Here is a 21937-nt window from a genome sequence, read left to right as displayed (position 1 = left end):
AACCTTATTTAGCGTATTCTACAGCTCTAAGTTCACGTATAACATTGACTTTAATTTCACCAGGATATTGCATTTTTTCTTGAATTTCAGCTGCTATTTCCTTAGCTAAAAGTACACTTTCATCATCATTAACAAGCTGAGCATTGGCTATGACGCGAATTTCTCTTCCGGCATTGATTGCATAGGCATTTTTAATTCCTTCTTTACTTTTAGCGATATCTTCTAGCTCACTGACTCTTTTTAAGAAAGCTTCTAACACTTCTCTTCTAGCTCCAGGTCGTGCAGCACTTAAAGTATCTGCTGCACAAACAGCTGCTGATTCTATGCTTGTAGCTTCTTCGTGTCCATGATGTGCGTAAATAGCATTGATTACTACAGGATGCTCTTTGTAGCGTTTGCAAAGTTCTGCACCTAAATCCACATGAGATCCTTCAAAATCATGGGTTAATGCTTTTCCTATATCATGTAAAATTCCCGCACGACGTGCTAAATTCTCATCTCCACCACACTCAGCAGCAATGATTCCTGCAAGGTGAGCCACTTCCAAAGAATGTGCTAAAGCGTTTTGTCCATAGCTTGCTCGGTATTTGAGTTTTCCTATGAGTTTTACAATTTCAGGGTGTATTTTATTTAAACCTAGATCCATAACTATGGTTTCGCCTTCTTCTAGAATGGCACTATCAAATTCTTTACACACTTTTTCGTGAATTTCTTCTATGCGCGCGGGTTGAATTCTGCCATCTTCAACTAAAAGTTCTATAACTTTTGTAGCAATAGCACGGCGATAAAGATTAAAACAACTTACTATAATAGCACCTGGTGTATCATCGATGATAATATCAACACCTAAAACCATTTCCAAGGTTTTAACATTGCGCCCTTCTTTACCAATGATACGTCCTTTAAGTTCATCGTTTTTAATGTTAATAACATTGATAAGTCTTTCAGCTGCAAATTCACCTGCAAAACGAGAAGTAGCTTGAGCAATGATGAAATTAGCTTTTCTTTTAGCTTCATTTTTTGCTTCTTCTTCATATTTTCTTACTATATGTGCAATTTGCTCGCGAGAATTTTCTTCTACTTTTTTAAGAATGATTTCTTTGGCTTCATTTTGTGTAAGTCCTGTCGAATGTTCTAAAATTTTTAAAACATCGTCAAGTTTTTCTTGATATTTATTTTTTAATTTATCAACATCAGATTGTAAGTTTTGAATGTGTTTTTGTGACTTGCAAAGGTATTCTTTATCTTCTTTTAGTTTTTCTTCTTCTTGCTGAAGTTTTTGTTCTTTTTTAGAAAGATCATCAAATTTTTGATTAAAATCTTTTTGAATTTTGTGAGTTTTTTCTTCGTATTTTTTTTTAACTTCTAATTCTGCATTAAGAATTGAATTTTTTGCATCTTTTAAAATAAGCTCCGCTTCGTATTCTATAGCTTTGGCTTTAGCTTTGGCTTGTTCTACGAAAATTTCATATTTGGCATCATTGATTTTTTTTGCAACTAAATATCCTATACCGAGTCCGACTATAGCGGCTATAAGTGCGATAAGTGATTCTATCATTTTTTCTTTCTTTCTTGTAATATTTTTTATAAGGGTTTATGTATAATTTTCCTGAAATATCATGCTTTTGTGTTAGATTATTTTGACTTAAAGCATCTATACTTTGGACAAATATTATATGAGGCTTGTAATTTAAATTTTCAAAAAATCTATCATAAAAACCTTGCCCATGTCCTATTCTTTTTAAATTTTTATCGACGCCAATTACAGGCACAATAGCTAAATCAATTTTTGCTTTAAAAAAAGAATCTATAGGCTCTAAAACCCCAAACCTTTTTTTAATAAAAGGCAATCTTAATTTTACAATTTTTAAACTTTTATCTTGCATAAATGGAACAAAAAGTTTGTAATTTTTATTTAGAATATGGCGAAATTTTATTAAGTTTGGTTCATAATGCAAAGGAATAAAAATTAAAATATTTTTAGCTTTAAATAGCTTTATTATTTTAAGACATTCTTTAAATATTTTATAATCTTGTTTGAAATTTAGTTTTGAATGTTTGAAAAGGCGTATTTTTTGCAATGCCCTAAAATCTGTTTTTTCCATTAATATGCCTTTAAAAAAATATTATCTTATGTATGTTATAATTTTAGCATTTTTATAAAGAAGAATAAAGGATTGATAAATAATGAAGATTAAAAAAATACTTTTACTAGTGGCAATATCTTGTTTGTTTGTTGCTTGTAGCAATGATAAAGAAAAGCAGCAAAATGATGTAAATTTAAGCACCGAGGCAAGTATAAATCAAAGTGATGATATGAATTTTAAACTTAATTTGATTGATGGAGGATCAATTTCAGTTAAAAAAGAAAATACCGTTTTAAATTTCAACGATGAAGATAAGGCAACTTTGTTTGTATTTTTTACCACTTGGTGTACCCCTTGCATTGCTGAAATCCCTCATCTTAATAAATTACAAGAAAAGTATAATAATGATTTTAATATAGTTGGGGTTTTATTAGAAGATAAATCTAATGATGAGATTCAAAAATTTATAGAACAGCATAAAATATCTTATAAAGTCGCTAATGGTGAAAATAACTATCTTTTAGCTAAAGCTTTAGGCGGGGTAAATGGAATTCCTACCATGTTTCTTTACAACAAGCATTCTAAATTGATTAATCAGTATTTAGGGCTTATTCCTGAAGAAATGCTAGAAATTGATATACAAAAGGCTATACTTTAATGTTTAATTTTTTTAAAAAAGGACTTGCAAAAACTCTTGAAAATATTGTTGGAGTTAAAGGAGAGAATAAAAAGATAACCAAAGATTTGCTTGAAGAAATTTTGCTTGAAGCAGATGTAAGTTATGAAATAGTTGAAGAGATAATTTATTATTTACCACCTCAAAATGAAGTAAAAAAAGAAGATTTAAAGCGTGTTATGGGTTCTTATTTTCTTTATGAAAAAAAAGAAACCAATCAAGAAAAACCTTTTGTAGAGCTTATTTTAGGAGTAAATGGAGCAGGAAAAACAACAAGTATTGCCAAGCTTGCTTATTTATACAAAAACCAAAATCAAAAAGTGATTTTAGGAGCGTGTGATACTTTTAGAGCAGGTGCGATTGAGCAATTAAAACTTTGGGCGCAAAAAGTGGATGTAGATATAGTTTTAACTGCACAAGGGCATGATCCTTCAGCGGTTGCTTTTGATACCATTTCTAAAGCAAAAGCAAAGGATTTTGATAGAGTTATTATCGATACAGCAGGGCGTTTGCAAAATCAAAAAAATTTAGCTCATGAGCTTGAAAAAATTGTAAGAATTTCAAACAAAGCTTTAGAAGGCGCACCCCATAGAAAAATTTTAGTTTTAGATGGAACACAGGGAAATGCTGGAATTTTACAAGCTAAAGCTTTTAATGAGCTTGTAAAACTTGATGGTGTGATTATCACAAAGCTTGATGGGACAGCTAAAGGGGGTGCACTTTTTAGTATAGCAAGAGAGCTTGAGCTTCCTATTTTTTATGTAGGCGTGGGTGAGCAAATGACGGATTTGCAAGAATTTAATGCAAATGCTTACTTAGATACTTTATTAGATCCTATTTTTGAATAATGGCAAAAAATAAAGCACTTTTTGAATGTCAAGCCTGTGGAAATCAACAAAGTAAATGGCTTGGAAAATGTCCTGATTGTGGAGCTTGGGATAGTTTTGTAGAATTAAAAGCTGAGCGGATTAAAGTTTTAAAAGAGCTTGCACAAGTTAGTATGAAAACAAGTGAAGCTGTTTGTATTGAAGATGTGGAGTTAGAACATTTTACAAGATACAGCACAGATGATAATGAGCTTGATTTGGTTTTAGGTGGAGGGCTTGTTGAAGGTTCTTTAGTGCTTATAGGCGGAAGTCCAGGTGTGGGAAAATCTACGCTTTTGTTAAAAATTGCTTCAAATTTAGCTAAACAGGGTAAAAAAGTGCTTTATGTAAGTGGCGAAGAAAGTAAAGCCCAGATTAAATTAAGAGCTGATCGTCTTGAGGCTAATACTCCGAATTTATTTTTACTTACTGAACTTTGCCTTGAAAATATTTTAGAAGAATTGCACAAAAAAGATTATAGCATTCTTATCGTTGATTCTATACAAACTCTATATTCAAATAAAATCACTTCAGCAGCAGGAAGCATCACTCAGGTGCGTGAGATTACTTTTGAACTTATGCGTGTTAGCAAGGCTTATAATATCAGTACTTTTATCATAGGGCATATTACTAAAGAAGGTGCTATAGCAGGGCCTAGGGTTCTTGAGCATATGGTAGATGTGGTGCTTTATTTTGAAGGAGATGCTACTAAAGAAATCAGACTTTTAAGAGGCTTTAAAAATCGTTTTGGTGGAACGAATGAAGTAGGTATTTTTGAGATGACTGCTAAGGGTTTGATCAGTGCAAAAGATTTGGCAAATCGTTTTTTTACTCGTGGAAAGGCTATTTCAGGAAGTGCTTTAGGTGTTGTGATGGAAGGATCTCGTGCCTTGGTTTTAGAAGTTCAAGCTTTAGTGTGTGAAAGTTCTTATCCAAAACGCAGCGCTACAGGATATGAAAAAAATCGCTTAGATATGCTTTTGGCTTTGCTTGAAAGAAAACTTGGAATTCCTTTAGGGCATTATGATGTATTTGTAAATATTAGCGGCGGAGTAAAAGTAAGTGAAACTGCTGCGGATTTGGCTGTGGTTGCTGCGATTATTTCAAGTTTTAAAAATCGCCCTTTGAGCAAAGATAGTATTTTTATAGGAGAGCTTAGTTTAAATGGAGAAATTAGAGAGGTTTTTAGCCTTGATACGCGTTTAAAAGAAGCTAAAATGCAAAAATTTAAAAATGCCATTATTCCTTCTAAGCCTTTGGAAGATATAGGGCTTAAGTGTTTTGTTGCCAAAGAACTTTCACAAGTTTTAGAATGGATGTAAATTTTCATTAAAATATAAGTAAGATTTTGCTAAAATTCCGAGTTTAGAATAAAATTTTTGAGGAAACCATGAAAGATTTATTTTTATTTAGCTCTTTGCTTGATGCAAGTCATACTTTTTCTTATTTTTTTCACATAGGTTTGGTAGCTTTAATTGCTGTTATAGTGGCTATGATGGCTACTCGTTCTATGCAACTTGTTCCACGCGGTATGCAAAATTTAGGCGAGGCTTTTTTAGAGGGAGTTTTATCTATGGGTAGAGATACCATGGGAAGTGAAAAAGGTGCAAGAAAATATCTTCCTTTGGTTGCAACTTTGGGGATTATAGTGTTTTTTAGTAATATTATAGGCATAATACCTGGTTTTCACTCTCCAACTGCAAGTTTAAATTTGACTTTGTCCTTGGCTATTATAGTTTTTGTATATTATCATTTTGAGGGTATTAGGGCGCAAGGTTTTGTAAAGTATTTTGCTCATTTCATGGGACCTATTAAACTTTTAGCTCCTTTGATGTTTCCTATAGAGATAGTCTCTCATCTTTCTCGTGTGGTTTCTTTGTCCTTCCGTTTGTTTGGAAATATTAAAGGTGACGATTTATTTTTGATGGTAATTTTAGCTTTAGTTCCTTATATAGCTCCACTTCCTGCTTATGTGCTTTTAACTTTTATGGCATTTTTACAAGCTTTTATTTTTATGATTTTAACTTATGTATATTTAGCGGGTGCAACTGTTGTTGAGGAAGGTCATTGATCTATATTTTAGAATTTTTCAAAGGTGCATCTTTAGCTTTAATGCTTTTTGGTGCACTTTTCTTCTTTTTTAAATATAATTCTTTTTTCTATCTTTGCTTGGGTATTATACCAGGTTTGCTTTTATCTTTAATTTTTGTTTTACTTATAGAAAACCATAAGCTAAAAAATGAAATTAAGTTAAGATAAAAGCAAAAAATAGTTTATTTTCTAAGCATGAAGCTCTTCTTTAAGCAAATGCTTTACAGCTTCATAAATTTTAATAGCCGCTTTGGATTTATTCATAGTATAAAGATGAATTCCATCTACGCCACTTGTGATTAAATCGACAATTTGATCGCAAGCATAAGCGATACCTGCATCTTCTAAAGCCAAAGCATTATTTTCATATTTTTCTAAAATTTTAACAAATTTAGGAGGGATTTTAGCTCCGCAAAGTTGAGAAATTTTTAAAACCTGTCTTTTGTTAGTAATAGGCATAATACCTGCGTAAATAGGTATGTCAATACCTGCTAAAGCACAATTTTGTTTAAAAGTATAAAAATCTTCATTATCGTAAAAAAGTTGAGTAATGAGCTTGTCTGTTCCTGCATTTACCTTAGTTTTAAGATAGTGTATATCCTCGATGAAATTTTTAGATTCATTATGTTTTTCAGGATAGCATGCGGCATAAATTTCAAAGTATTCTTGTTTTTTTATAAAAGAAATTAAATCACTAGCATAAGAAAAATCTTTACTTTTTTCTAAATTTTCACATATATCGCCTCTTAGAGCAAGAATTTGATTAAGATTTTTTTCTTTGCATTTTTGAAGTATCTGAGTGATTTTTTCTTTACTAGAATGGATGCAAGGTAAATGCACTATGCTAGGAATTTGATATTCTTCCTGGATTAAGCTTGCAACTTCTAAAGTATTTTGTGAGTTAATAGAGCCTCCAGCTCCAAAGGTTACGCTGATAAAATTAGGGCTTAATTGCCCTAAATCATCTAAGATAGCATGAAGATTTTTGATATTTTCATCCTTTCTTGGTGGAAAAACTTCAAAAGAAAAACTACACATGAAAACTCCTTATAATTGTTCTCGTATTTTTTGCGTAGCCGTAACTAAATTTTTAAGAGAGGCTATAACTTCTTCATAGGCTCTTGTTTTAAGTCCGCAGTCTGGATTGATCCAAATTTGCTCCTTAGGTAATTTGTTTAAAATTTTTTCTATAGTTAAACTTAATTCTTCTACGCTTGGAACTCTAGGGCTATGTATATCATAAACTCCTGGTCCCACCTCAGTTTTAAAACGAATAGCTTTTAGGGTATCTAAAAGACTTAAGTTTGATCTTGAAGCTTCAAAAGAAATCACATCAGCATCCATAGCGTCAATTTCTTTTAAGATATCACTAAATTCACTATAACACATATGAGTGTGAATTTGAGTTTTAGCTTTTACCCCGCTATGCACAAGATTAAAAGCAGGAATAGCCCAATCTAAATACTCACTATGCCAATCACTTTTTCTTAAAGGCAGTTTTTCACGCAAAGCCGCTTCATCAATTTGTATGATTTTTATACCTGCATTTTCAAGATCTAATACTTCATCTCTTATAGCTAAGGCAATTTGCTCAGTGCTTTCTTTTAGACTGATGTCTTCTCTTGGAAAGGACCAATTAAGTATGGTTACAGGTCCAGTTAGCATACCTTTTACGATTTTTTGACTTAAACTTTGTGCAAATTTAGACCAAGCTAAGGTGATAGGCTTTGTGCGTGATACATCACCCCAAATTACAGGAGGCTTAACGCACCTTGTGCCATAGCTTTGAACCCAGCCATTTTGAGTAAATAAAAAGCCCTTTAAATTCTCTCCAAAATACTCCACCATATCATTTCTTTCAAATTCTCCATGCACTAAAACATCAAGTCCTATTTCTTCTTGAATTTGTATGCATTCTTTGATTTTTTGTTGGTTAAATTCAGTGTAGTTTTGAGCTGAAATTTTTTCTTGCTTAAAGGCAAGGCGATTAGATCTTACATCGGTACTTTGAGGAAAGGAACCTATGGTTGTGGTTGGTAAAAGAGGGAGTTTTAAAAATTCTTTTTGGATTAAGGCACGTTCTTTAAAACTAGGCGTTCTGGTAAAATCTTCTTTTTTTAAAGCCTTAAGCCTTGCTTTGACTTTTTCATCTAAACGCTCTGGGATATTTTTAAAAAGCTCTTGATTGGCTCTAAAGAGCGGATTTTCTTCGCTAGAATTTAGAATTTCTTTTAAATCTTTAAGTTCTTGAAGTTTTTCTTTAGCAAAGGCAAAAAGTTTAAGATAGCTTGAATCTAATTTGCTTTCAAATTCAGTGCTATAAGGCACATGCAAAAGCGAACAAGAGGTGTTTAAGACGATATTTTGTGTATATTTTTGAAGTTCTTTAATAAGCTTTAGGCTTTTAGCATAATCATTAGCATAGATATTTTTGCCGTTAATAAGACCTGCAAAAAGGATTTTATCTTTAGCAAAGCCGTATTTTTGAATCAAGGCTAAGCTTTGTTTACCTTCGATAAAATCAAGACCCAAAGCATCAAATTTGCTTTCTAAAAGTTTAGGATAAATATCTCTTAAGTCTCCAAAATAGCTTTGAAGTAAAATTTTAAGATCTTTTTTGTGATTTAAAAGTTCTTGGTAAAATTCTTCAAACAAAGCGATATCTTCCTTGCTTAAATCATAAACCAAATAAGGCTCATCAAGTTCAAGCCATGTCACTTTAAGTTCATTTAGTTTATCAAAAAGCTCTATGTAAGCGTTTAAAAGCTTTTCTTTAGCGAGTTTTTGAGTTTTTTCATCTTTAAAGGCAATGAGTTTAAAAAGTGTGAAAATGCCTATTAAAACAGGCTTGCTTTCTATGCCAAGCTCTTTAGCTTCAAGGTATTCTTTAAAAATTTTATCCCCTGTTAAAGCTATAATATCAGCATTATCGCACTCAGGCACCAAATAATGATAATTTGTATTGAACCATTTTTTCATTGCTAAGGCTGTAACATCTCCATTTTCTCCTTGATAACCTCGACTTTGAGCAAAGTATTCATCTAAAGCATCTAAATTTAAATTTTTATACTTTGTATGAACAATGTTAAAAAGCACAGCTGCATCTAAGACATTATCATAAAGTGAAAAATCATTACTAGGGATAAAATCAATGCCAGCTTTTTGAATTTCTTGCCAGTGTCTAATCCTTAAATCCTTAGCACTTTTTAAAAGCTCCTCTTTAGAACTTTGGTTTTTAAAGTATTTTTCAATAGCAAATTTTAATTCTCTATTTGCACCTATTCTTGGGTAAGAAATGATTGAATTTTTCATATTTATTCTCCTTAAAATGTAGGGATTAAAGCACCCTGATATTTTTCTTCTATAAATTTTTTAACTTCATCGCTTTGCAAGGCCTTTACTAGGGCTTTGATTTTAGGAAGGTTTTCATTACCTTCTTTAACAGCGATGATATTGCCATATTCACTATATTTACTTTCTGTATAAAGCCCATCTTTTACAGGGTTTAAACCTGCTAAAATAGCAAAATTGCTATTAATAAGAGAATAATCTACATCATTTAAACTCCTTGTAAGTTGAGCGTCTTTTAACTCTACAAATTTAAGCTTCTTAGGATTTTTAGTGATATCTAAAGGAGTGATGAGCTCATTATCCTTAACTTCTATAAGTCCTTTGCTTGCTACAATGCGTAAAGCACGGCTTTCATTTGTAGGATTATTGGGTATAGAAATGCTTTGTCCTTCCTCGGGGTTAAATTTTTTATGTTTTTTAGAATACACCGCCATAGGTTCTATATGGATACTGGCAACTTTTACAAGATGGGTGCCTTGCCTTTGATTGAATTCTTTTAAATAGGGTTCATGCTGAAAATAATTAGCATCTAACTCACCATTTTCAACCATTACATTAGGGATTACCCCATCATTGAATTCATAAATTTTTAAATCATAACCTTGTTTTTGAAGTACTGATTTTATAAATCTTAAAATATCTGCATGAGGTGTTATAGAAGAGCCAACTTTAAGTTCTTCATTTGCCCATGCAAAACCGGTAAAAAGAGTAGCGACGCAAAAAGCTTTAGTAAATAAAGTCATTTTTTCTCCTTTACGCAAAACTAAATTTTTCTATCAAGTCACTATGATAAATACTTGCCACATCAGGATGAGAGCGTATCATTCTTTTAAAATAATTACTTGCAACATTTCTTAAAAGTGGATTTTTAGGATCAGTATCCACACCTTTACTTTCTTTAGCAAGCTCTGGGTTTAATTTAAAAATGGGCATGTCTTTATCAAGCTGCACTCCAAGAAAATAAGCTATGCTAAAGCGTTCTTTTGGGCTTAAATTCACGCGGTGAATAGTAGCTTTTAAATAGCCATTGGTAGCTAGTTCTAAAAATTCTCCTATATTAACTACAACGCTATTTTCAAGTGGGGGTATACTAAGCCATTTACCATCTATAAAAGCTTCAAGTCCACTTTGTTTTTCTTGAAAAACAAAAGTGATAAGCCCACCATCTTTATGTGAACCTACGCCTTGAGTGATATTTTTTGAGCTTTTTGGATAATGTATGATTTTACAATGTTCGTAAGAATTTTCTCCATAAAGTTTATCAAAAGCATTGCTAGGTAGATCAAGAACTTGAGCAAAGGCTTTTAAAAGCTTTAAACAAGCTTTTTTGGTTTGTTTGTGCCAAGTTAAGAAAGTTTTTTTAAGTTCTGGAATTTCACTAGGCCAAAGATTAGGACCTTCTAGTCTTTGCCATAAGGGTGAGTTTAAATTCCAGTTTAAAGCATCTCTTTCTGTGCCTATATCCAGTTGTTCTCTATAATCCTTAGTTCCTGCTGTGTATTCAAAACCTTCGCTAGTATAACCTCTAAATTGAGGAGAATGTACCATAGAAATAAGCTCTTTAGAACTTCTAGAAAGATTAAAAAATTCTTTGCCAAGTTTGAATAATTTCTCGTTTAAATTTTTATCTATACTGGTATTGATAAGATAAAAAAAACCTATTTTAGAAGCAATTTCTCTTAAATTTTTAAGAAAAGTGCTTTTATCTTTTTCATAAGCTTGTAAATCAAGTATAGGTAAGTTCATTTTTGCTCCTTAAATTAAAATTAAGGATAAGAAGATATTTTGAATTAAATTTTATTTAGAGAAATTTTTGTAAGTTAAGATTTTAAATGAGTATTTTGAAAAAATAAACTTTTTTGACTTTCTTACACATTATATCTCCTTATCCACTTTTTGGACCTTTGGAAACATAATGTTAAGCCAAAGGACGCACTAGATACTACACATCTCGCACATCAGTTTCATTTTTTCTCCTTTTAAAATAATAAAATTTCAAAATCATATATAAAAATATATTAATTAAAGCTTAATCGTCTAAAAAATAAAGATTCTTTTTAAGCATTCTCGAGTTTTAATTCTTTGTTATTCATTATGCTAATACCTAGATTTAAAACCTTTTGGGCAATTTGTTTGGCTTCATCTAAAGAATGCATTGCGCAAGTTCCGCATTGATAGATATTAAGTTCAGGAATTTTGCTTTGATCGCTTACGCTTAAAACATCTTTCATAGCTTCTTCCCAAGCTTTTGCAACACTTTTTTCATCTGGTGTTCCAATTAAACTCATATAAAAACCCGTACGACAGCCCATAGGTGAAATATCAATGATTTCAACCGAATCTGAATTAAGATGATCTCTCATAAATCCTGCAAATAAATGTTCTAAGGTATGTGTACCTTTTTCGCTCATAATGTCTTTATTTGGTACGCAAAAACGCAAATCAAATACACTAATATCATCACCCTTAGGTGTTTTCATAACTTTAGCTAAACGCACAGCGGGCGCTGGCATTTTGGTATGATCAACTTTAAAACTATCTAATAATGGCATTTTAACTCCTTAAATATAAATTGTCTAAGAATTATAGCATTTAAAGTTAATATTTAAAGCCTTTCTAAAAGAAAAAAAGATAAAATAAAACATTTAAAAATTCAAGGAAATTTTATGTTCGAAGTAGTTATAGGTCTTGAAGTTCATACTCAGTTAAATACAAAAACAAAAATCTTTTGCTCATGCGCAACTTCTTTTGGAGAAGCTCCAAATACTAATGTTTGTCCCACTTGTTTGGCCTTACCAGGAGCTTTGCCTGTTTTAAATGAAGAGGCTGTAAAAAAAGCTATAGCTTTTGGAAAAGCTGTCAATGCAGCAATTAATAAAAAAAGTGTTTTTAACCGTAAGAATTATTTTTATCCAGATTTACCTAAGGCTTATCAAATTTCACAATTTGATATCCCTATAGTAGAAAAGGGTGAGCTTTTTATCAATGTAAAGGGTGAAAATAAACGCATAGGTATTACAAGAGCACACTTAGAAGAAGATGCAGGTAAAAATATCCACGAAAATAATTTTTCTAAAGTGGACTTAAATCGTGCAGGAACTCCTTTGCTTGAGATTGTCAGTGAACCTGAGCTTAGAAGTAGTGATGAGGCAGTAGCTTATCTTAAAAAACTTCATTCTATTATACGCTTTTTAGACATTTCAGATGCAAATATGCAAGAAGGAAGTTTTAGATGCGATGCAAATGTTAGCATAAGACCTAAGGGTGATACAAAACTTTATACTAGAGTAGAGATTAAAAATCTTAATTCTTTTCGTTTTATCCAAAAAGCTATAGAATATGAGGTAAAAAGACAAAGTGAGGCTTGGGAAGATGGAACTTACGAACAAGAAGTAGTTCAAGAAACCAGACTTTTTGATACAACAAATTTAGTTACAAGAAGTATGCGTGGTAAAGAAGAAGCGGCTGAATATCGTTATTTTCCAGACCCTGACTTGCTTCCTGTTTTGTTAAAAGATGAGTTTTTGGATATTAAAATTCCTGAACTTCCTGATGAGAAGAAAGCACGCTTTATAGACGAGCTTGGTATAAAAGAAAGTGATGCTGAGGTTTTAATCAGTTCTTTAGAAATGAGTCGTTTTTTTGAAAGTCTTATTTCTCAAAATTTAAATCCTAAGCTTTGTGTAAATTGGTTAAATACTGAACTTATGGGACTTTTAAAAGGAGAATTGACTATAGAAAATTCTCCCGTAGATGCTCAAAAGCTTGGAGTTTTAATTAAACGTATAGAAGATGGCACCATCAGTGCAAAAGCGGCTAAAGATGTCCTAGCTTTTGTATTTGAAAATACTAGTGTGGAAATTGATGAAGCTATAGAAAAGCTAGGACTTAAGCAAGTAAGTGATGATTCAGCCATAGAAGCGGTGATTGAACAAATTTTAAATGCAAATGCCAATAAGGTTGCAGAGTATAAAAGTGGTAAAGACAAGCTTTTTGGATTTTTTGTGGGTCAAACAATGAAAGAGGGTAAGGGAGCTTTTAACCCTGCAAAAGTAAATGAAATTTTAAAAACAAAGCTTGGTTGATGCGTATAGCGGTTATTGGTGCGGGAAAATGGGGCAGTGCTTTACATCTAGCCTTAAAAGAAAATCACAATTGTTTTATCAGTTCTTTGCATCAGCGTGATTTAGAAGATTTTGTTAGCATAAAAGAAGCTTTAGAATGTGAATATCTTATTTTTGCTTTAAGTTCTCAAGGGATGCGTGTATGGCTTAAAGAAAATTTCATCAACAAGGGACAAAAAATTTTAATTGCTTCAAAAGGCATAGAAGATCAAAGTTGTCAATTTTTAGATGAAATTTTTTTAGATTTTGTACCAAAAGAAAATTTTTGTGTTTTAAGCGGTCCTTCTTTTGCTGCTGAAGTAATGCAAAAACTTCCTACTGCTTTGATGATTAGCGGGATAAATCAAGAGCTTTGTAAAAAATTTGCAAGTTTTTTCCCTGATTTTATTAAAACTTATATTGATAATGATGTTCGTGGTGCTGAAATTTGTGGTGCTTATAAGAATGTTTTAGCAATTGCAAGTGGGATTAGTGATGGGTTAAAACTTGGTAATAATGCAAGAGCAGCACTGATTTCAAGAGGACTTATAGAAATGCATCGTTTTGGTAAATTTTTTGGCACTAAAGAAGAAACTTTTTTAGGATTGAGTGGGGCAGGGGATTTGTTTTTAACTGCAACTAGTGTTTTATCAAGAAATTATAGAGTGGGTTTAAAACTGGCGCAAAATCAAAAATTAGATAGTATTTTAGCCGAACTTAATGAAGTAGCAGAAGGTGTAAAAACTGCTTATGCTATAGAAAAACTAGCAAAAATGAAAGGAATTTATACACCTATTGTAAATGAAGTAGTGGCAATTTTTAAGGGTAAAAGCGTGCAAGAAGCAACGCAGAATTTATTAAAGCAAAATGATTAAGGAAAAATCATGATAATTAAAAATGCAAAAATTTATGGAGATTCTTTACAAGATATAGAGATTAAAGAAGGAAAAATTACCAATATTGGTTCTAATTTACAAGGCGAAGAAATTTTAGATGCTAAAGGTATGACTTTACTTCCATCTTTTGTGGATTTGTGTGTGAGTTTAAAAAACGATAAATTTTCTTTAGCTAATTTAGAGCTTTTAGAAAATGAGTGTCTAAAAGGAGGAATTTCTAGTATAGTTTTGCGTGATTGCATGGATTTTGATGAAGAAAGTTTTGCTTTATTTTTACAAAATTTAGCTCAAAGAAAGATGCAAATTTTTTCAAGTGTGCGGGTTAAGGATACAAACGGCAAGCTTAAAAATTTAGCCACTCTTTTAAATAAAGGTGCTTGTGCTCTAGAACTTGACAGCTCTTTGGATGCAAATACTTTAAAAGTAAGTTCACAATATGCTTTTATGAAAGACTCTCCAATTTTTGTGCGTTGTTATGATAAGGATTTTGATGATAATGGAGTGATGAATGATTGTGAAATGAGTTTTGAGCTAGGGCTTATAGGCATGAGTAAAATCGCTGAAACTAGCCAGATAGCTAAAATGAAAGAATTGGCTAAATTTTATAAAAATAAAGTTATTTTTGATCTTTTAAGTTTGAAAGATTCTTTAGTATTATTAGATGAAAAGGATTTAAAACTTGTAAGCATTCATCATCTTATCAAAGATGATAGTGCTTGTGAAGATTTTAATACGGCTGCGAAACTTATGCCACCTTTAAGAAGCAAAGAAGATGTTTTGGCTTTAAGAGAGGCTTTAAAAGAAGGAAAGATTAGCTTTTTAACTTCCCTGCATAGTGCAAAATCAATTTCTTTAAAAGATTTAGCTTTTGATGAAGCGGCTTTTGGAATTCATAGCGTATGCGAATTTATAAGTCTTTGTTATACTTTTTTAATCAAAGAAGGATTTTTAAATTGGCAAGAGCTTTGTCGATTTACAAGTAAAAATCCTAGTGAATTTTTAGGTTTAAATAGTGGAGTTATAGAAGTTGGCAAAGAAGCTAATCTAGTTCTTTTTGATGAGAATGAAGAAATTTTTGCTCCAAAAAGTTCTCTTTATTCTGAGGATAAACTTTTTGGAAAGATTAAAATGCATATAATTAAAGGAAAAAATATTTTAGAAAAATAAGCTTTACTTAAATTCCTAAAGATAGTTTAAATCCTAAAAATACAAGTGCTGCCATAATACCAGCGGCTGGTAAAGTGATAATCCAAGCCAATCCTATAGGCTTCATCATAATCCAATTTGCGTTTTTATTATACACTCCTATACCCAATATAGCACCTATGAGTATATGGGTGGAGCTAACAGGAATTCCAAATTGTGTAGCTAAGAGTATAACTATGCTTGCACCAAGTTCTGCAGAAAATCCAGTAGTAGGGCGTATGGTTGCAAGTTTTGAACCCACTGTAGTAATCACTTCTTTACCTAAAAACCAAAGCCCTACAACTAGAGCAACTCCAAACATAGCTAAAGCAGCAAAAGGTACAGGAGAAGTCGCGTTAATTGTGCCGTTTTTTAAGACATCTAAAATCGCTGCAAAAGGACCTATAGCATTGGCTATATCATTGGCTCCGTGTGAAAATGCAAAACTAGAGGCTGTAAATATTTGAAACCATGAGAAAATTCTATCAGTGGTTTTATTAAGTTCTGTTTTTTTAACGATTTTGACTATAGCAAATGTTATAACATAACTTATAGTTCCTATAATTCCAATAATCCAAAAGTTTTGTAAAATATCCAAAGTGCTAACATTATTTAAACCTTTAAATAAAAACATTGCCGAAATGATAGCAGCAGCAATACAAGCAATGATTGGCATATGAGTTTTTAAAATAGAGTAAATATCTATATCTTTTTCTTGATCCTTAAATTCCTTCATTTTATTTCTATAGAAATTATTTTCCTGTTCTTCTTCATCCAAAGCTATAGCGGAAAGTTCTTTGATTTGTTCTTCTTGGGATTTTGTTTTTAAATTTAAAAAGTATTCTTCTTTGAATTTTTTTCTTTCTTTTTTGATATTTTTCAAATCATCATTTAGTTTTTCTGATGGTTTTAAAATTTTCTTATCAATATATGAATAAATAATATAAGCTACAATACCCCCTAAAAGAGGAGAAGCTACCCAAGAAATAGCTATTCTTAAAATTTCGCTCCATTTAACCATAGAGAGTGTTTGGATCCCATCAAATTTTAAAAGCCCCATCATAATACTAGCACCTACAATCCCACCAACTATACTGTGCGTGGTTGATACAGGTAAGCCTTTTTTGGTTGCAATAAAAATCCAAACCCCAGAGCTTAAAAGTGCAGCAAGCATAATGATAACAAAAAGCATAGGATCTAAAGAATTTGGAAAAATAACAATACCGCTGCGTATGGTTTTAGTAACTTCTGCGCCTGCGAAGATTGCCCCGCTTAGCTCAAAAACAGCTGCTATAATTAAAGCTTGTTTAATGGTTACTGTTTTTGCGCCAACGCTTGTTCCAAAAGAATTGGCTACATCATTTCCACCTATATTAAATGCCATAAAAATGCCAAATATAGAAGCAAGAATAAAAAGAATCAATTGATGTTGTGAAATATAACCAAATCCCCAAATAACAAATGCGATAGTACTGATAATAAAAATAACAAAAGCTATGAGGTTGTCTTTTTGCATTAATAACCCTTTTTTATTTTAATTATACACTTATTTACTTTAAATTTGCTAATTTTATTTTTTAGTCTTTGTGGAATTTTTATTTATATTATTTTTTTATAATAAATACTTAAACAAGAAATAATAAGGAATATAAGAATAATGAGGGGTATTTTTTATATAATAGCATTGTTTTCTTTACTCAATGGCGATGAACTTACAGAGGCTTTAGCAAAAAATAATAATCAAAATTCTTGGGAGCACTTTGATTATAAAAATACCAAAGAAGCTCCAAAAATTCAAGAAGAGAATGTGGATTTTAAAAGCACTTTTGATAGCTTACTTTCAAAAACTTTAGAAAATAATAATGGTATAGATAAAACAGATGGGAATTTAGATTTTCAAAATGAAAATGTGCAGGTTAAAAATTTAAGTTCTCTTTATGAGGGGGAGAATAATTCTTTGCTTTTTCAAAAAGAACTTTTTGTGGCTCAAAATAATTATAATTACTCAGGGGGTTTAATCAATCGTTATGAAAAAGATGATTTTTTATTTGGAGTTAATGGTTTTATTGATAAACAAAAGGAACAAAAAGATACTAAAAGCTTTGGTACAGAGTTTGGTTATAGTAAATTTATAAAGGCTTATAGTAATTATTATATACCCAATGAAGCAGAAAAAAATTTACAGCTTGGAATGAGTTTTGTAATTCCAACTTATACCGCTTTTGCTTTTGATATAAGTAAGGATAATGATAAAACTAATTATCAAGTATCTTACTCTCCTTATAGTGTATTTAGTTTAAATTTATTGCGTCGTGATTATAGTGCAAGAGAGACTGTTGATGATACTGTTGTTCAAGTTGGATTTAGTTTTAATTTCAATGAAAGTTTTTTAAAACAATTTAGGAAAAAAGATAATACTTTAGAGGAGGTTAATCGATATGATTTCCTCCAAAGAACTCATTAGTTCATTCCAGCATTATGAAATTTTTCTGGATTGTCCATAGCGTAGCGGAATTTTTCCCAATCAATTTGTTTATCCCAGATGGCAACGATTAAGGCTGCTACTGAATTTCCACAAAGATTTCCAACCGCCCTCATTTCAGACATAAATTTGTCAACACCTAAAAGAACACCTATAGCAGCTACTGGTAGAACTTGTGCTAAGGTTGCATTTGCTTCTGAAATTTCCATATTTCCTAGAGCTGCAAGCGTACTTCCAAGCACTATAAAACCTGAACCAGTTACACCCACTGCACCTTTTGAAGCTATCATTAATACTATTAAAATACTGATTTCGTGTGCTAAACTTAAATTTACATTGAAAGCTTGTGCTAGAAAGATTAAGCTCATAGCTAGATAAATATTTGTACAATCAAGATTAAAACTATATCCCGTTGGTAAAACAAGTCCGACTGTTGCTTTAGAAAGTCCTGCTTTTTCTAGTTTTCTCATTAAAGGAGCAAGTGCAGACTCGCTTGAGCTAGTTGCAAAAACGATCAATACTTCTCTTGAGATAAATCTCATAAATTTGAAGATATTTACTTTTGCAAAATAACAAATCAGACCTAAGATTCCAAATATAAAAACAAGACATGAAATCAGCATTACTAAAAGTAAATATGCTAAGTTGATCAAAGAGCCAATTCCGTATTGAGCTATGAGTACAGCCATTGCTGAAAAGGCGGCAATAGGACTAAAATACATAATGATTTGTAGAATTTTAAAAACAAAATTTTGTACCACTTCAAAAACTCTTTGAATTGCCTGTTTATCTTCTGTTCTCATTAAAGAAATAATCAAAGCAGTAATTATAGCAATAACTAAAACTTGTATGGTTTTTCCTTCTGTAAAAGGCGTGATAATATCAGTAGGCATAGCATCTTTTAAAATATGCATAATCTCAGAGCTCGCACTTACTTCTGTGGTTTGAGAAATGTATTTTTGAACGCTTTTTGTATCAAGTTGACTTGGATTAAGATTCATTCCATGACCTGGTTGCATAACATTTGCCATAAAAATACCTATAGCAAGTGCTAAAGTACTTACAACTTCAAAGTAAATAACCGCTTTAGCACCAATACTACCTACTTTTTTTAAACTTTCAAGACTAATGATGCCTAAAACCAAAGTAACAAAAATAATAGGACCTATAAGAACCTTTAAAGCACCTATAAAATAATCAACTCCTGGTTTGCTAGCAATGGCTAATTCTTTATCTATATAGCCAAGTACAATACCTGCAATAATGCCTATAATCACCCAAAATCCAAGACTTTTGATAATACGTTTATATAAAGGCGGTTTTCTTTCAGCTAAAGTTTGACTTAAAGTTTCCAAGTTTATTCACTCCTTTTGATCTTTGTAAAATATAATTTTAACAATGCGTATTGTAAATTTTAACAAAAAAACAAATCTAGAAATACTTTCTTTTATATGATATGATAATTTTTTATATAAATGTTACAAAATTTCTCATTATTTGCATTATAAAATTTAAAATATTTTTGAAAATTTTATAATTTTGCAATTCAGTTTGCTTTTTGTTGTTTGTTATTGGTAATAATTCTATTTTTGATTTATTTGTTTTATTGGGATGTTTTAAATTATGAAAGAAATAGTTTTGTCTGAAAATGCTTTAATTACTTCTAAAACAGATCTTAAGGGGAATATCATTTATGCCAATAATGACTTTTTAAAATACGCAGGTTATAAAGTTGATGAACTTTTGTATAAATCTCATAATATAGTAAGACATGAAGATATGCCACGCACTGTATTTAAATGTCTTTGGGATTATATTCAAAAAGGAGATGAAATTTTTGCATTTGTGAAAAATAAAGCCAAAGATGGTAATTTTTACTGGGTTTTTGCAAATGTAAGTGCTTCATTTGATACTAATGGAAATATCATCAATTATTATTCTGTTCGTCGTGCACCTAATAGAAAATCTCTTTCTATAATTGAAGAAGTTTATAAAATTTTACTTGAAAAAGAGCAAAAATCGGGCATTAATGCTGGAGTTTCAGCTTTAATGGATATTGTAAGTTCTTATAAAATGACTTATAATGAACTTATTTTTAACTTACAAGAAAATAATTAAATAAGATATATTTAATCTTTTTTATTGTATAATTTTCACCTAGAAATTAAAGTAATATATTATTAAAGTATTGTTTTGATTTATGACTTCAAAAAATTTTCAATAAAAAGGGGTAAATTTATGGTGAAAAATGGATTATTGTTAACTATTTTTCTAAGTGTTATCGGTGTTTTAGGTGTCATTTTTATTCATATTTTTGTTGGAGCGATAATTTTTGTTTTAATCGCTGTTTTAATGATTTATTTGCTTAGACAACACAAAGATGAGCAAATAATGATAGATAAACTTTTGGTTCTTTGTAGAGAGTTAAAGGAGGGTAATTTCGACAATAGAATCATCTATGTAAAAACAAAAAGCAAAAAATTAGCCGAAATAGCAGATAATCTTAACAATACTATTGATGGGCTAGAAGCTTACTTAAGGGAAATTAATACTTCTATTTCATGTTCTCAAAAAGGTGAATTTTATCGTAAGGCTTTGCCTGAAGGTTTAAAAGGAATTTTTGCTCATAATATCGAATTTATAAATAAAGCTTTAGCAAACATAGAAGTGACAGCAAGATCTACTTTTAAAAATGCTTTATCAAGAACTTTAATGGATTTAAGCCTTGGAAATCAAAATAAAGACATGTCTCAAATTTCTAGCTCATTAAATCAAGATATTAGCATGATGAAAAATGTATATGATACAGTGGATGCCATTTCTCATACAGCTACAGAAAATGGTTCAGAGGTGGATTCTCTTCAAAGTGCTATGGGTTCTTTAATGGATGTTGTAAATTCGAGCAAGGAGACAGTACAAACTTTTGTGGCTAATTCACAAAATATCACTTCAGTGGTTGAAGTAATACGCGATATAGCCGATCAAACCAATCTTCTAGCTTTAAATGCTGCTATTGAAGCTGCGCGTGCAGGAGAGCATGGTAGGGGCTTTGCGGTTGTGGCTGATGAAGTTAGAAAGTTAGCAGAAAGAACTCAAAGATCTACAAGCGAAATTTCTATTGCAATTCAGACTATGCAACAAGATTTTGTAAATATCCAAAGTGGCAGTGAGCAAGTTTTTAACATTGTTAGTGAATCTGAAGAAAGAATTAATAAATTTTCTCAAGCTTTTAAACGTCTAGAAGAAAATAGTAGTGCTCTTGGTGTTAATTTTGGATCCTTTGCAAAGAGATTGATTTTGTCTGTGGTTAAAATCGATCATATTCTTTATAAATCAAATATATATTTAAATTTAAATGGGGCTCAAAATTTCAATCTTGAAAGTGTAGATCCAATTTCTAATCTTTGTCAAGATGAGAGAGCTCAAGGTGTTATTAATGAGCTTAGTTCTGAAACTGAGTTAAATTTAGCTAAAGAATTTATAAAAGATAACGCTAAAAAAGCAATAGAAGAATCAAGTCAAGATTATATCGATCAAAAAGCTTATGATGCGATTGTAAATGATATTAAATCACTAGAGCAAAGAAGTGCTGAAATCTTAGCAAAATTAAAAATATAAATTAAGAGGGTGGGAAAATGTCAAGAGAAATTTTTTTACAAGAAGATAGTTTAATTACTTCTAAAACAGATTTAAAAGATAAAATAGTTTATGCAAATGATGATTTTTTAAAGTATGCAGGTTATACCATGGGTGAAGTTTTAAATAAACCTCATAACATAGTAAGACATGAAGAGATGCCAAAAACTGTTTTTAAATATTTATGGGATTATATGAAAGAAGGCAAAGAAATTTTTGCTTACGTAAAAAATAAAACCAAAGATAACAATTACTATTGGGTTTTTGCAAATGTAACCCCATCAATAGATGTTAATAATAATATCATAGGCTATTATTCCGTTCGTCGTATGCCAAATAAAAGCGCTATTTCTACAATAGAAAGTCTTTATAGCGATCTTTTAAGAGCAGAACAGCAACAAGGCTTAAATAAGGGTGTTGAGATGCTTAAAAATTTCTGCAAAGATGCAGATAAAACTTATAATGAGCTAATCTTTTCTCTTCAAGAAGCTAAATAAATTTTTGTTAGACTTAAAACGAGTTTGTTTTAAGTCTAAATATTATATAATCTTTCTTTTAAAAATT

The 21937-nt window shown here is 31.0% G+C and carries 21 protein-coding genes; 12 read left to right on the top strand and 9 right to left on the bottom strand.

Translation table 11 applies throughout. From position 1 onward, the window contains the following. Positions 1 to 4: 4 nt before the first annotated feature. Positions 5 to 1558 (bottom strand): ribonuclease Y, encoded by a 1554-nt coding sequence (gene rny / locus AJN56_RS07090; RefSeq protein ID WP_002867373.1) that lies wholly within the window; start codon positions 1556 to 1558, stop codon positions 5 to 7. After that, on the bottom strand, positions 1479 to 2105 hold the full coding sequence (locus AJN56_RS07085) for a 5-formyltetrahydrofolate cyclo-ligase (RefSeq protein WP_002860439.1): 627 nt from the start codon (positions 2103 to 2105) through the stop codon (positions 1479 to 1481). Before AJN56_RS07085 ends, rny begins: the two co-directional genes overlap by 80 nt. 82 nt (positions 2106 to 2187) lie before the next feature. On the opposite strand from AJN56_RS07085, the gene AJN56_RS07080 reads away from it, so the two are divergent. The 5 genes from AJN56_RS07080 to AJN56_RS07060 all read left to right on the top strand — a co-directional run bounded on the left by AJN56_RS07080 (position 2188) and on the right by AJN56_RS07060 (position 5888). Next, positions 2188 to 2745 (top strand): TlpA family protein disulfide reductase, encoded by a 558-nt coding sequence (locus AJN56_RS07080; protein ID WP_002867374.1) that lies wholly within the window; start codon positions 2188 to 2190, stop codon positions 2743 to 2745. Next, positions 2745 to 3611 carry a signal recognition particle-docking protein FtsY gene (gene ftsY, locus AJN56_RS07075; protein WP_002856218.1) on the top strand — a complete coding sequence of 289 codons (867 nt, stop codon included), beginning with the start codon at positions 2745 to 2747 and terminating at the stop codon, positions 3609 to 3611. The genes AJN56_RS07080 and ftsY overlap by 1 nt, the downstream gene beginning before the upstream one ends. Further along, positions 3611 to 4951: a DNA repair protein RadA gene (radA, locus tag AJN56_RS07070; protein ID WP_002856363.1), complete on the top strand. Its 1341-nt coding sequence runs from the start codon at positions 3611 to 3613 to the stop codon at positions 4949 to 4951. The genes ftsY and radA overlap by 1 nt, the downstream gene beginning before the upstream one ends. 68 nt (positions 4952 to 5019) lie before the next feature. Beyond that, positions 5020 to 5700 carry a F0F1 ATP synthase subunit A gene (locus AJN56_RS07065; protein WP_002852750.1) on the top strand — a complete coding sequence of 227 codons (681 nt, stop codon included), beginning with the start codon at positions 5020 to 5022 and terminating at the stop codon, positions 5698 to 5700. After that, positions 5697 to 5888: a hypothetical protein gene (locus AJN56_RS07060; RefSeq protein ID WP_002868861.1), complete on the top strand. Its 192-nt coding sequence runs from the start codon at positions 5697 to 5699 to the stop codon at positions 5886 to 5888. The genes AJN56_RS07065 and AJN56_RS07060 overlap by 4 nt, the downstream gene beginning before the upstream one ends. 21 nt (positions 5889 to 5909) lie before the next feature. On the opposite strand, the gene metF is transcribed toward AJN56_RS07060, so the two are convergent. From metF to luxS, 5 genes are all read right to left on the bottom strand, one after another. After that, positions 5910 to 6758 carry a methylenetetrahydrofolate reductase [NAD(P)H] gene (gene metF, locus AJN56_RS07055; protein WP_002868862.1) on the bottom strand — a complete coding sequence of 283 codons (849 nt, stop codon included), beginning with the start codon at positions 6756 to 6758 and terminating at the stop codon, positions 5910 to 5912. A 9-nt stretch (positions 6759 to 6767) separates the two neighbouring features. Then, positions 6768 to 9032, bottom strand: a complete 2265-nt coding sequence (metE, locus tag AJN56_RS07050) for a 5-methyltetrahydropteroyltriglutamate--homocysteine S-methyltransferase (protein WP_052785820.1) — start codon at positions 9030 to 9032, stop codon at positions 6768 to 6770. A gap of 11 nt (positions 9033 to 9043) precedes the next feature. Next, a complete protein-coding gene (locus AJN56_RS07045; protein ID WP_002868573.1) occupies positions 9044 to 9814 on the bottom strand; it encodes a MetQ/NlpA family ABC transporter substrate-binding protein in 771 nt (256 codons plus the stop codon). A gap of 10 nt (positions 9815 to 9824) precedes the next feature. Further along, on the bottom strand, positions 9825 to 10817 hold the full coding sequence (locus AJN56_RS07040) for an isopenicillin N synthase family dioxygenase (protein WP_070246486.1): 993 nt from the start codon (positions 10815 to 10817) through the stop codon (positions 9825 to 9827). Positions 10818 to 11128: 311 nt separating this feature from the next. Next, positions 11129 to 11623: an S-ribosylhomocysteine lyase gene (gene luxS / locus AJN56_RS07035; protein WP_002855991.1), complete on the bottom strand. Its 495-nt coding sequence runs from the start codon at positions 11621 to 11623 to the stop codon at positions 11129 to 11131. 114 nt (positions 11624 to 11737) lie between these two features. Here luxS and gatB point away from each other — a divergent pair, with 114 nt between their 5' ends. From gatB to AJN56_RS07020, 3 genes are read left to right on the top strand one after another with little or no spacing between them, the layout of a single operon-like run. Continuing rightward, positions 11738 to 13156 carry an Asp-tRNA(Asn)/Glu-tRNA(Gln) amidotransferase subunit GatB gene (gatB, locus tag AJN56_RS07030; RefSeq protein WP_002856133.1) on the top strand — a complete coding sequence of 473 codons (1419 nt, stop codon included), beginning with the start codon at positions 11738 to 11740 and terminating at the stop codon, positions 13154 to 13156. Next, positions 13153 to 14049 (top strand): NAD(P)H-dependent glycerol-3-phosphate dehydrogenase, encoded by an 897-nt coding sequence (locus tag AJN56_RS07025; protein ID WP_079254192.1) that lies wholly within the window; start codon positions 13153 to 13155, stop codon positions 14047 to 14049. The genes gatB and AJN56_RS07025 overlap by 4 nt, the downstream gene beginning before the upstream one ends. Before the next feature lie 9 nt (positions 14050 to 14058). Next, positions 14059 to 15237 (top strand): metal-dependent hydrolase, encoded by a 1179-nt coding sequence (locus AJN56_RS07020; RefSeq protein WP_002856548.1) that lies wholly within the window; start codon positions 14059 to 14061, stop codon positions 15235 to 15237. A 7-nt stretch (positions 15238 to 15244) separates the two neighbouring features. On the opposite strand, the gene AJN56_RS07015 is transcribed toward AJN56_RS07020, so the two are convergent. Beyond that, positions 15245 to 16771 carry an inorganic phosphate transporter gene (locus tag AJN56_RS07015; RefSeq protein ID WP_002868866.1) on the bottom strand — a complete coding sequence of 509 codons (1527 nt, stop codon included), beginning with the start codon at positions 16769 to 16771 and terminating at the stop codon, positions 15245 to 15247. Positions 16772 to 16912: 141 nt separating this feature from the next. Here AJN56_RS07015 and AJN56_RS07010 point away from each other — a divergent pair, with 141 nt between their 5' ends. Continuing rightward, positions 16913 to 17719, top strand: coding sequence for an inverse autotransporter beta domain-containing protein (locus AJN56_RS07010; protein ID WP_002860429.1), 807 nt, complete (start codon positions 16913 to 16915; stop codon positions 17717 to 17719). On the opposite strand, the gene AJN56_RS07005 is transcribed toward AJN56_RS07010, so the two are convergent. Further along, complete coding sequence (locus tag AJN56_RS07005; RefSeq protein WP_002856454.1) at positions 17716 to 19092, bottom strand: cation:dicarboxylate symporter family transporter; 1377 nt, start codon at positions 19090 to 19092, stop codon at positions 17716 to 17718. The two genes, AJN56_RS07010 and AJN56_RS07005, sit on opposite strands and share 4 nt — an antisense overlap. 268 nt (positions 19093 to 19360) lie before the next feature. On the opposite strand from AJN56_RS07005, the gene cetC reads away from it, so the two are divergent. The 3 genes from cetC (at position 19361) to cetB (ending at position 21870) form a co-directional block, all read left to right on the top strand. Continuing rightward, a complete protein-coding gene (gene cetC / locus AJN56_RS07000; protein ID WP_002855880.1) occupies positions 19361 to 19855 on the top strand; it encodes an energy taxis response protein CetC in 495 nt (164 codons plus the stop codon). Positions 19856 to 19975: 120 nt separating this feature from the next. Then, positions 19976 to 21355, top strand: a complete 1380-nt coding sequence (cetA, locus tag AJN56_RS06995; RefSeq protein WP_002790076.1) for a bipartate energy taxis response protein CetA — start codon at positions 19976 to 19978, stop codon at positions 21353 to 21355. Between the two features lie 17 nt (positions 21356 to 21372). Further along, complete coding sequence (gene cetB, locus AJN56_RS06990; RefSeq protein WP_070294443.1) at positions 21373 to 21870, top strand: bipartate energy taxis response protein CetB; 498 nt, start codon at positions 21373 to 21375, stop codon at positions 21868 to 21870. Positions 21871 to 21937 lie beyond the last annotated feature (67 nt).

Source organism: Campylobacter sp. BCW_4319, from assembly GCF_001764435.1.
GTDB classification, from domain to species: domain Bacteria; phylum Campylobacterota; class Campylobacteria; order Campylobacterales; family Campylobacteraceae; genus Campylobacter_D; species Campylobacter_D jejuni.
Note: the sequence above shows the minus strand (reverse complement) of the source record. Positions and strands in the feature narration are given on the sequence as shown.

Coding starts and splice junctions, on each gene's coding strand:
- rny (WP_002867373.1), bottom strand. CDS start 1,558: ATGATAGAATCACTTATCGCACTTATAGCCGCTATAGTCGGACTCGGT.
- AJN56_RS07085 (WP_002860439.1), bottom strand. CDS start 2,105: ATGGAAAAAACAGATTTTAGGGCATTGCAAAAAATACGCCTTTTCAAA.
- AJN56_RS07080 (WP_002867374.1), top strand. CDS start 2,188: ATGAAGATTAAAAAAATACTTTTACTAGTGGCAATATCTTGTTTGTTT.
- ftsY (WP_002856218.1), top strand. CDS start 2,745: ATGTTTAATTTTTTTAAAAAAGGACTTGCAAAAACTCTTGAAAATATT.
- radA (WP_002856363.1), top strand. CDS start 3,611: ATGGCAAAAAATAAAGCACTTTTTGAATGTCAAGCCTGTGGAAATCAA.
- AJN56_RS07065 (WP_002852750.1), top strand. CDS start 5,020: ATGAAAGATTTATTTTTATTTAGCTCTTTGCTTGATGCAAGTCATACT.
- metF (WP_002868862.1), bottom strand. CDS start 6,758: ATGTGTAGTTTTTCTTTTGAAGTTTTTCCACCAAGAAAGGATGAAAAT.
- metE (WP_052785820.1), bottom strand. CDS start 9,032: ATGAAAAATTCAATCATTTCTTACCCAAGAATAGGTGCAAATAGAGAA.
- AJN56_RS07045 (WP_002868573.1), bottom strand. CDS start 9,814: ATGACTTTATTTACTAAAGCTTTTTGCGTCGCTACTCTTTTTACCGGT.
- AJN56_RS07040 (WP_070246486.1), bottom strand. CDS start 10,817: ATGAACTTACCTATACTTGATTTACAAGCTTATGAAAAAGATAAAAGC.
- luxS (WP_002855991.1), bottom strand. CDS start 11,623: ATGCCATTATTAGATAGTTTTAAAGTTGATCATACCAAAATGCCAGCG.
- gatB (WP_002856133.1), top strand. CDS start 11,738: ATGTTCGAAGTAGTTATAGGTCTTGAAGTTCATACTCAGTTAAATACA.
- AJN56_RS07020 (WP_002856548.1), top strand. CDS start 14,059: ATGATAATTAAAAATGCAAAAATTTATGGAGATTCTTTACAAGATATA.
- AJN56_RS07015 (WP_002868866.1), bottom strand. CDS start 16,771: ATGCAAAAAGACAACCTCATAGCTTTTGTTATTTTTATTATCAGTACT.
- AJN56_RS07010 (WP_002860429.1), top strand. CDS start 16,913: ATGAGGGGTATTTTTTATATAATAGCATTGTTTTCTTTACTCAATGGC.
- cetC (WP_002855880.1), top strand. CDS start 19,361: ATGAAAGAAATAGTTTTGTCTGAAAATGCTTTAATTACTTCTAAAACA.
- cetA (WP_002790076.1), top strand. CDS start 19,976: ATGGTGAAAAATGGATTATTGTTAACTATTTTTCTAAGTGTTATCGGT.
- cetB (WP_070294443.1), top strand. CDS start 21,373: ATGTCAAGAGAAATTTTTTTACAAGAAGATAGTTTAATTACTTCTAAA.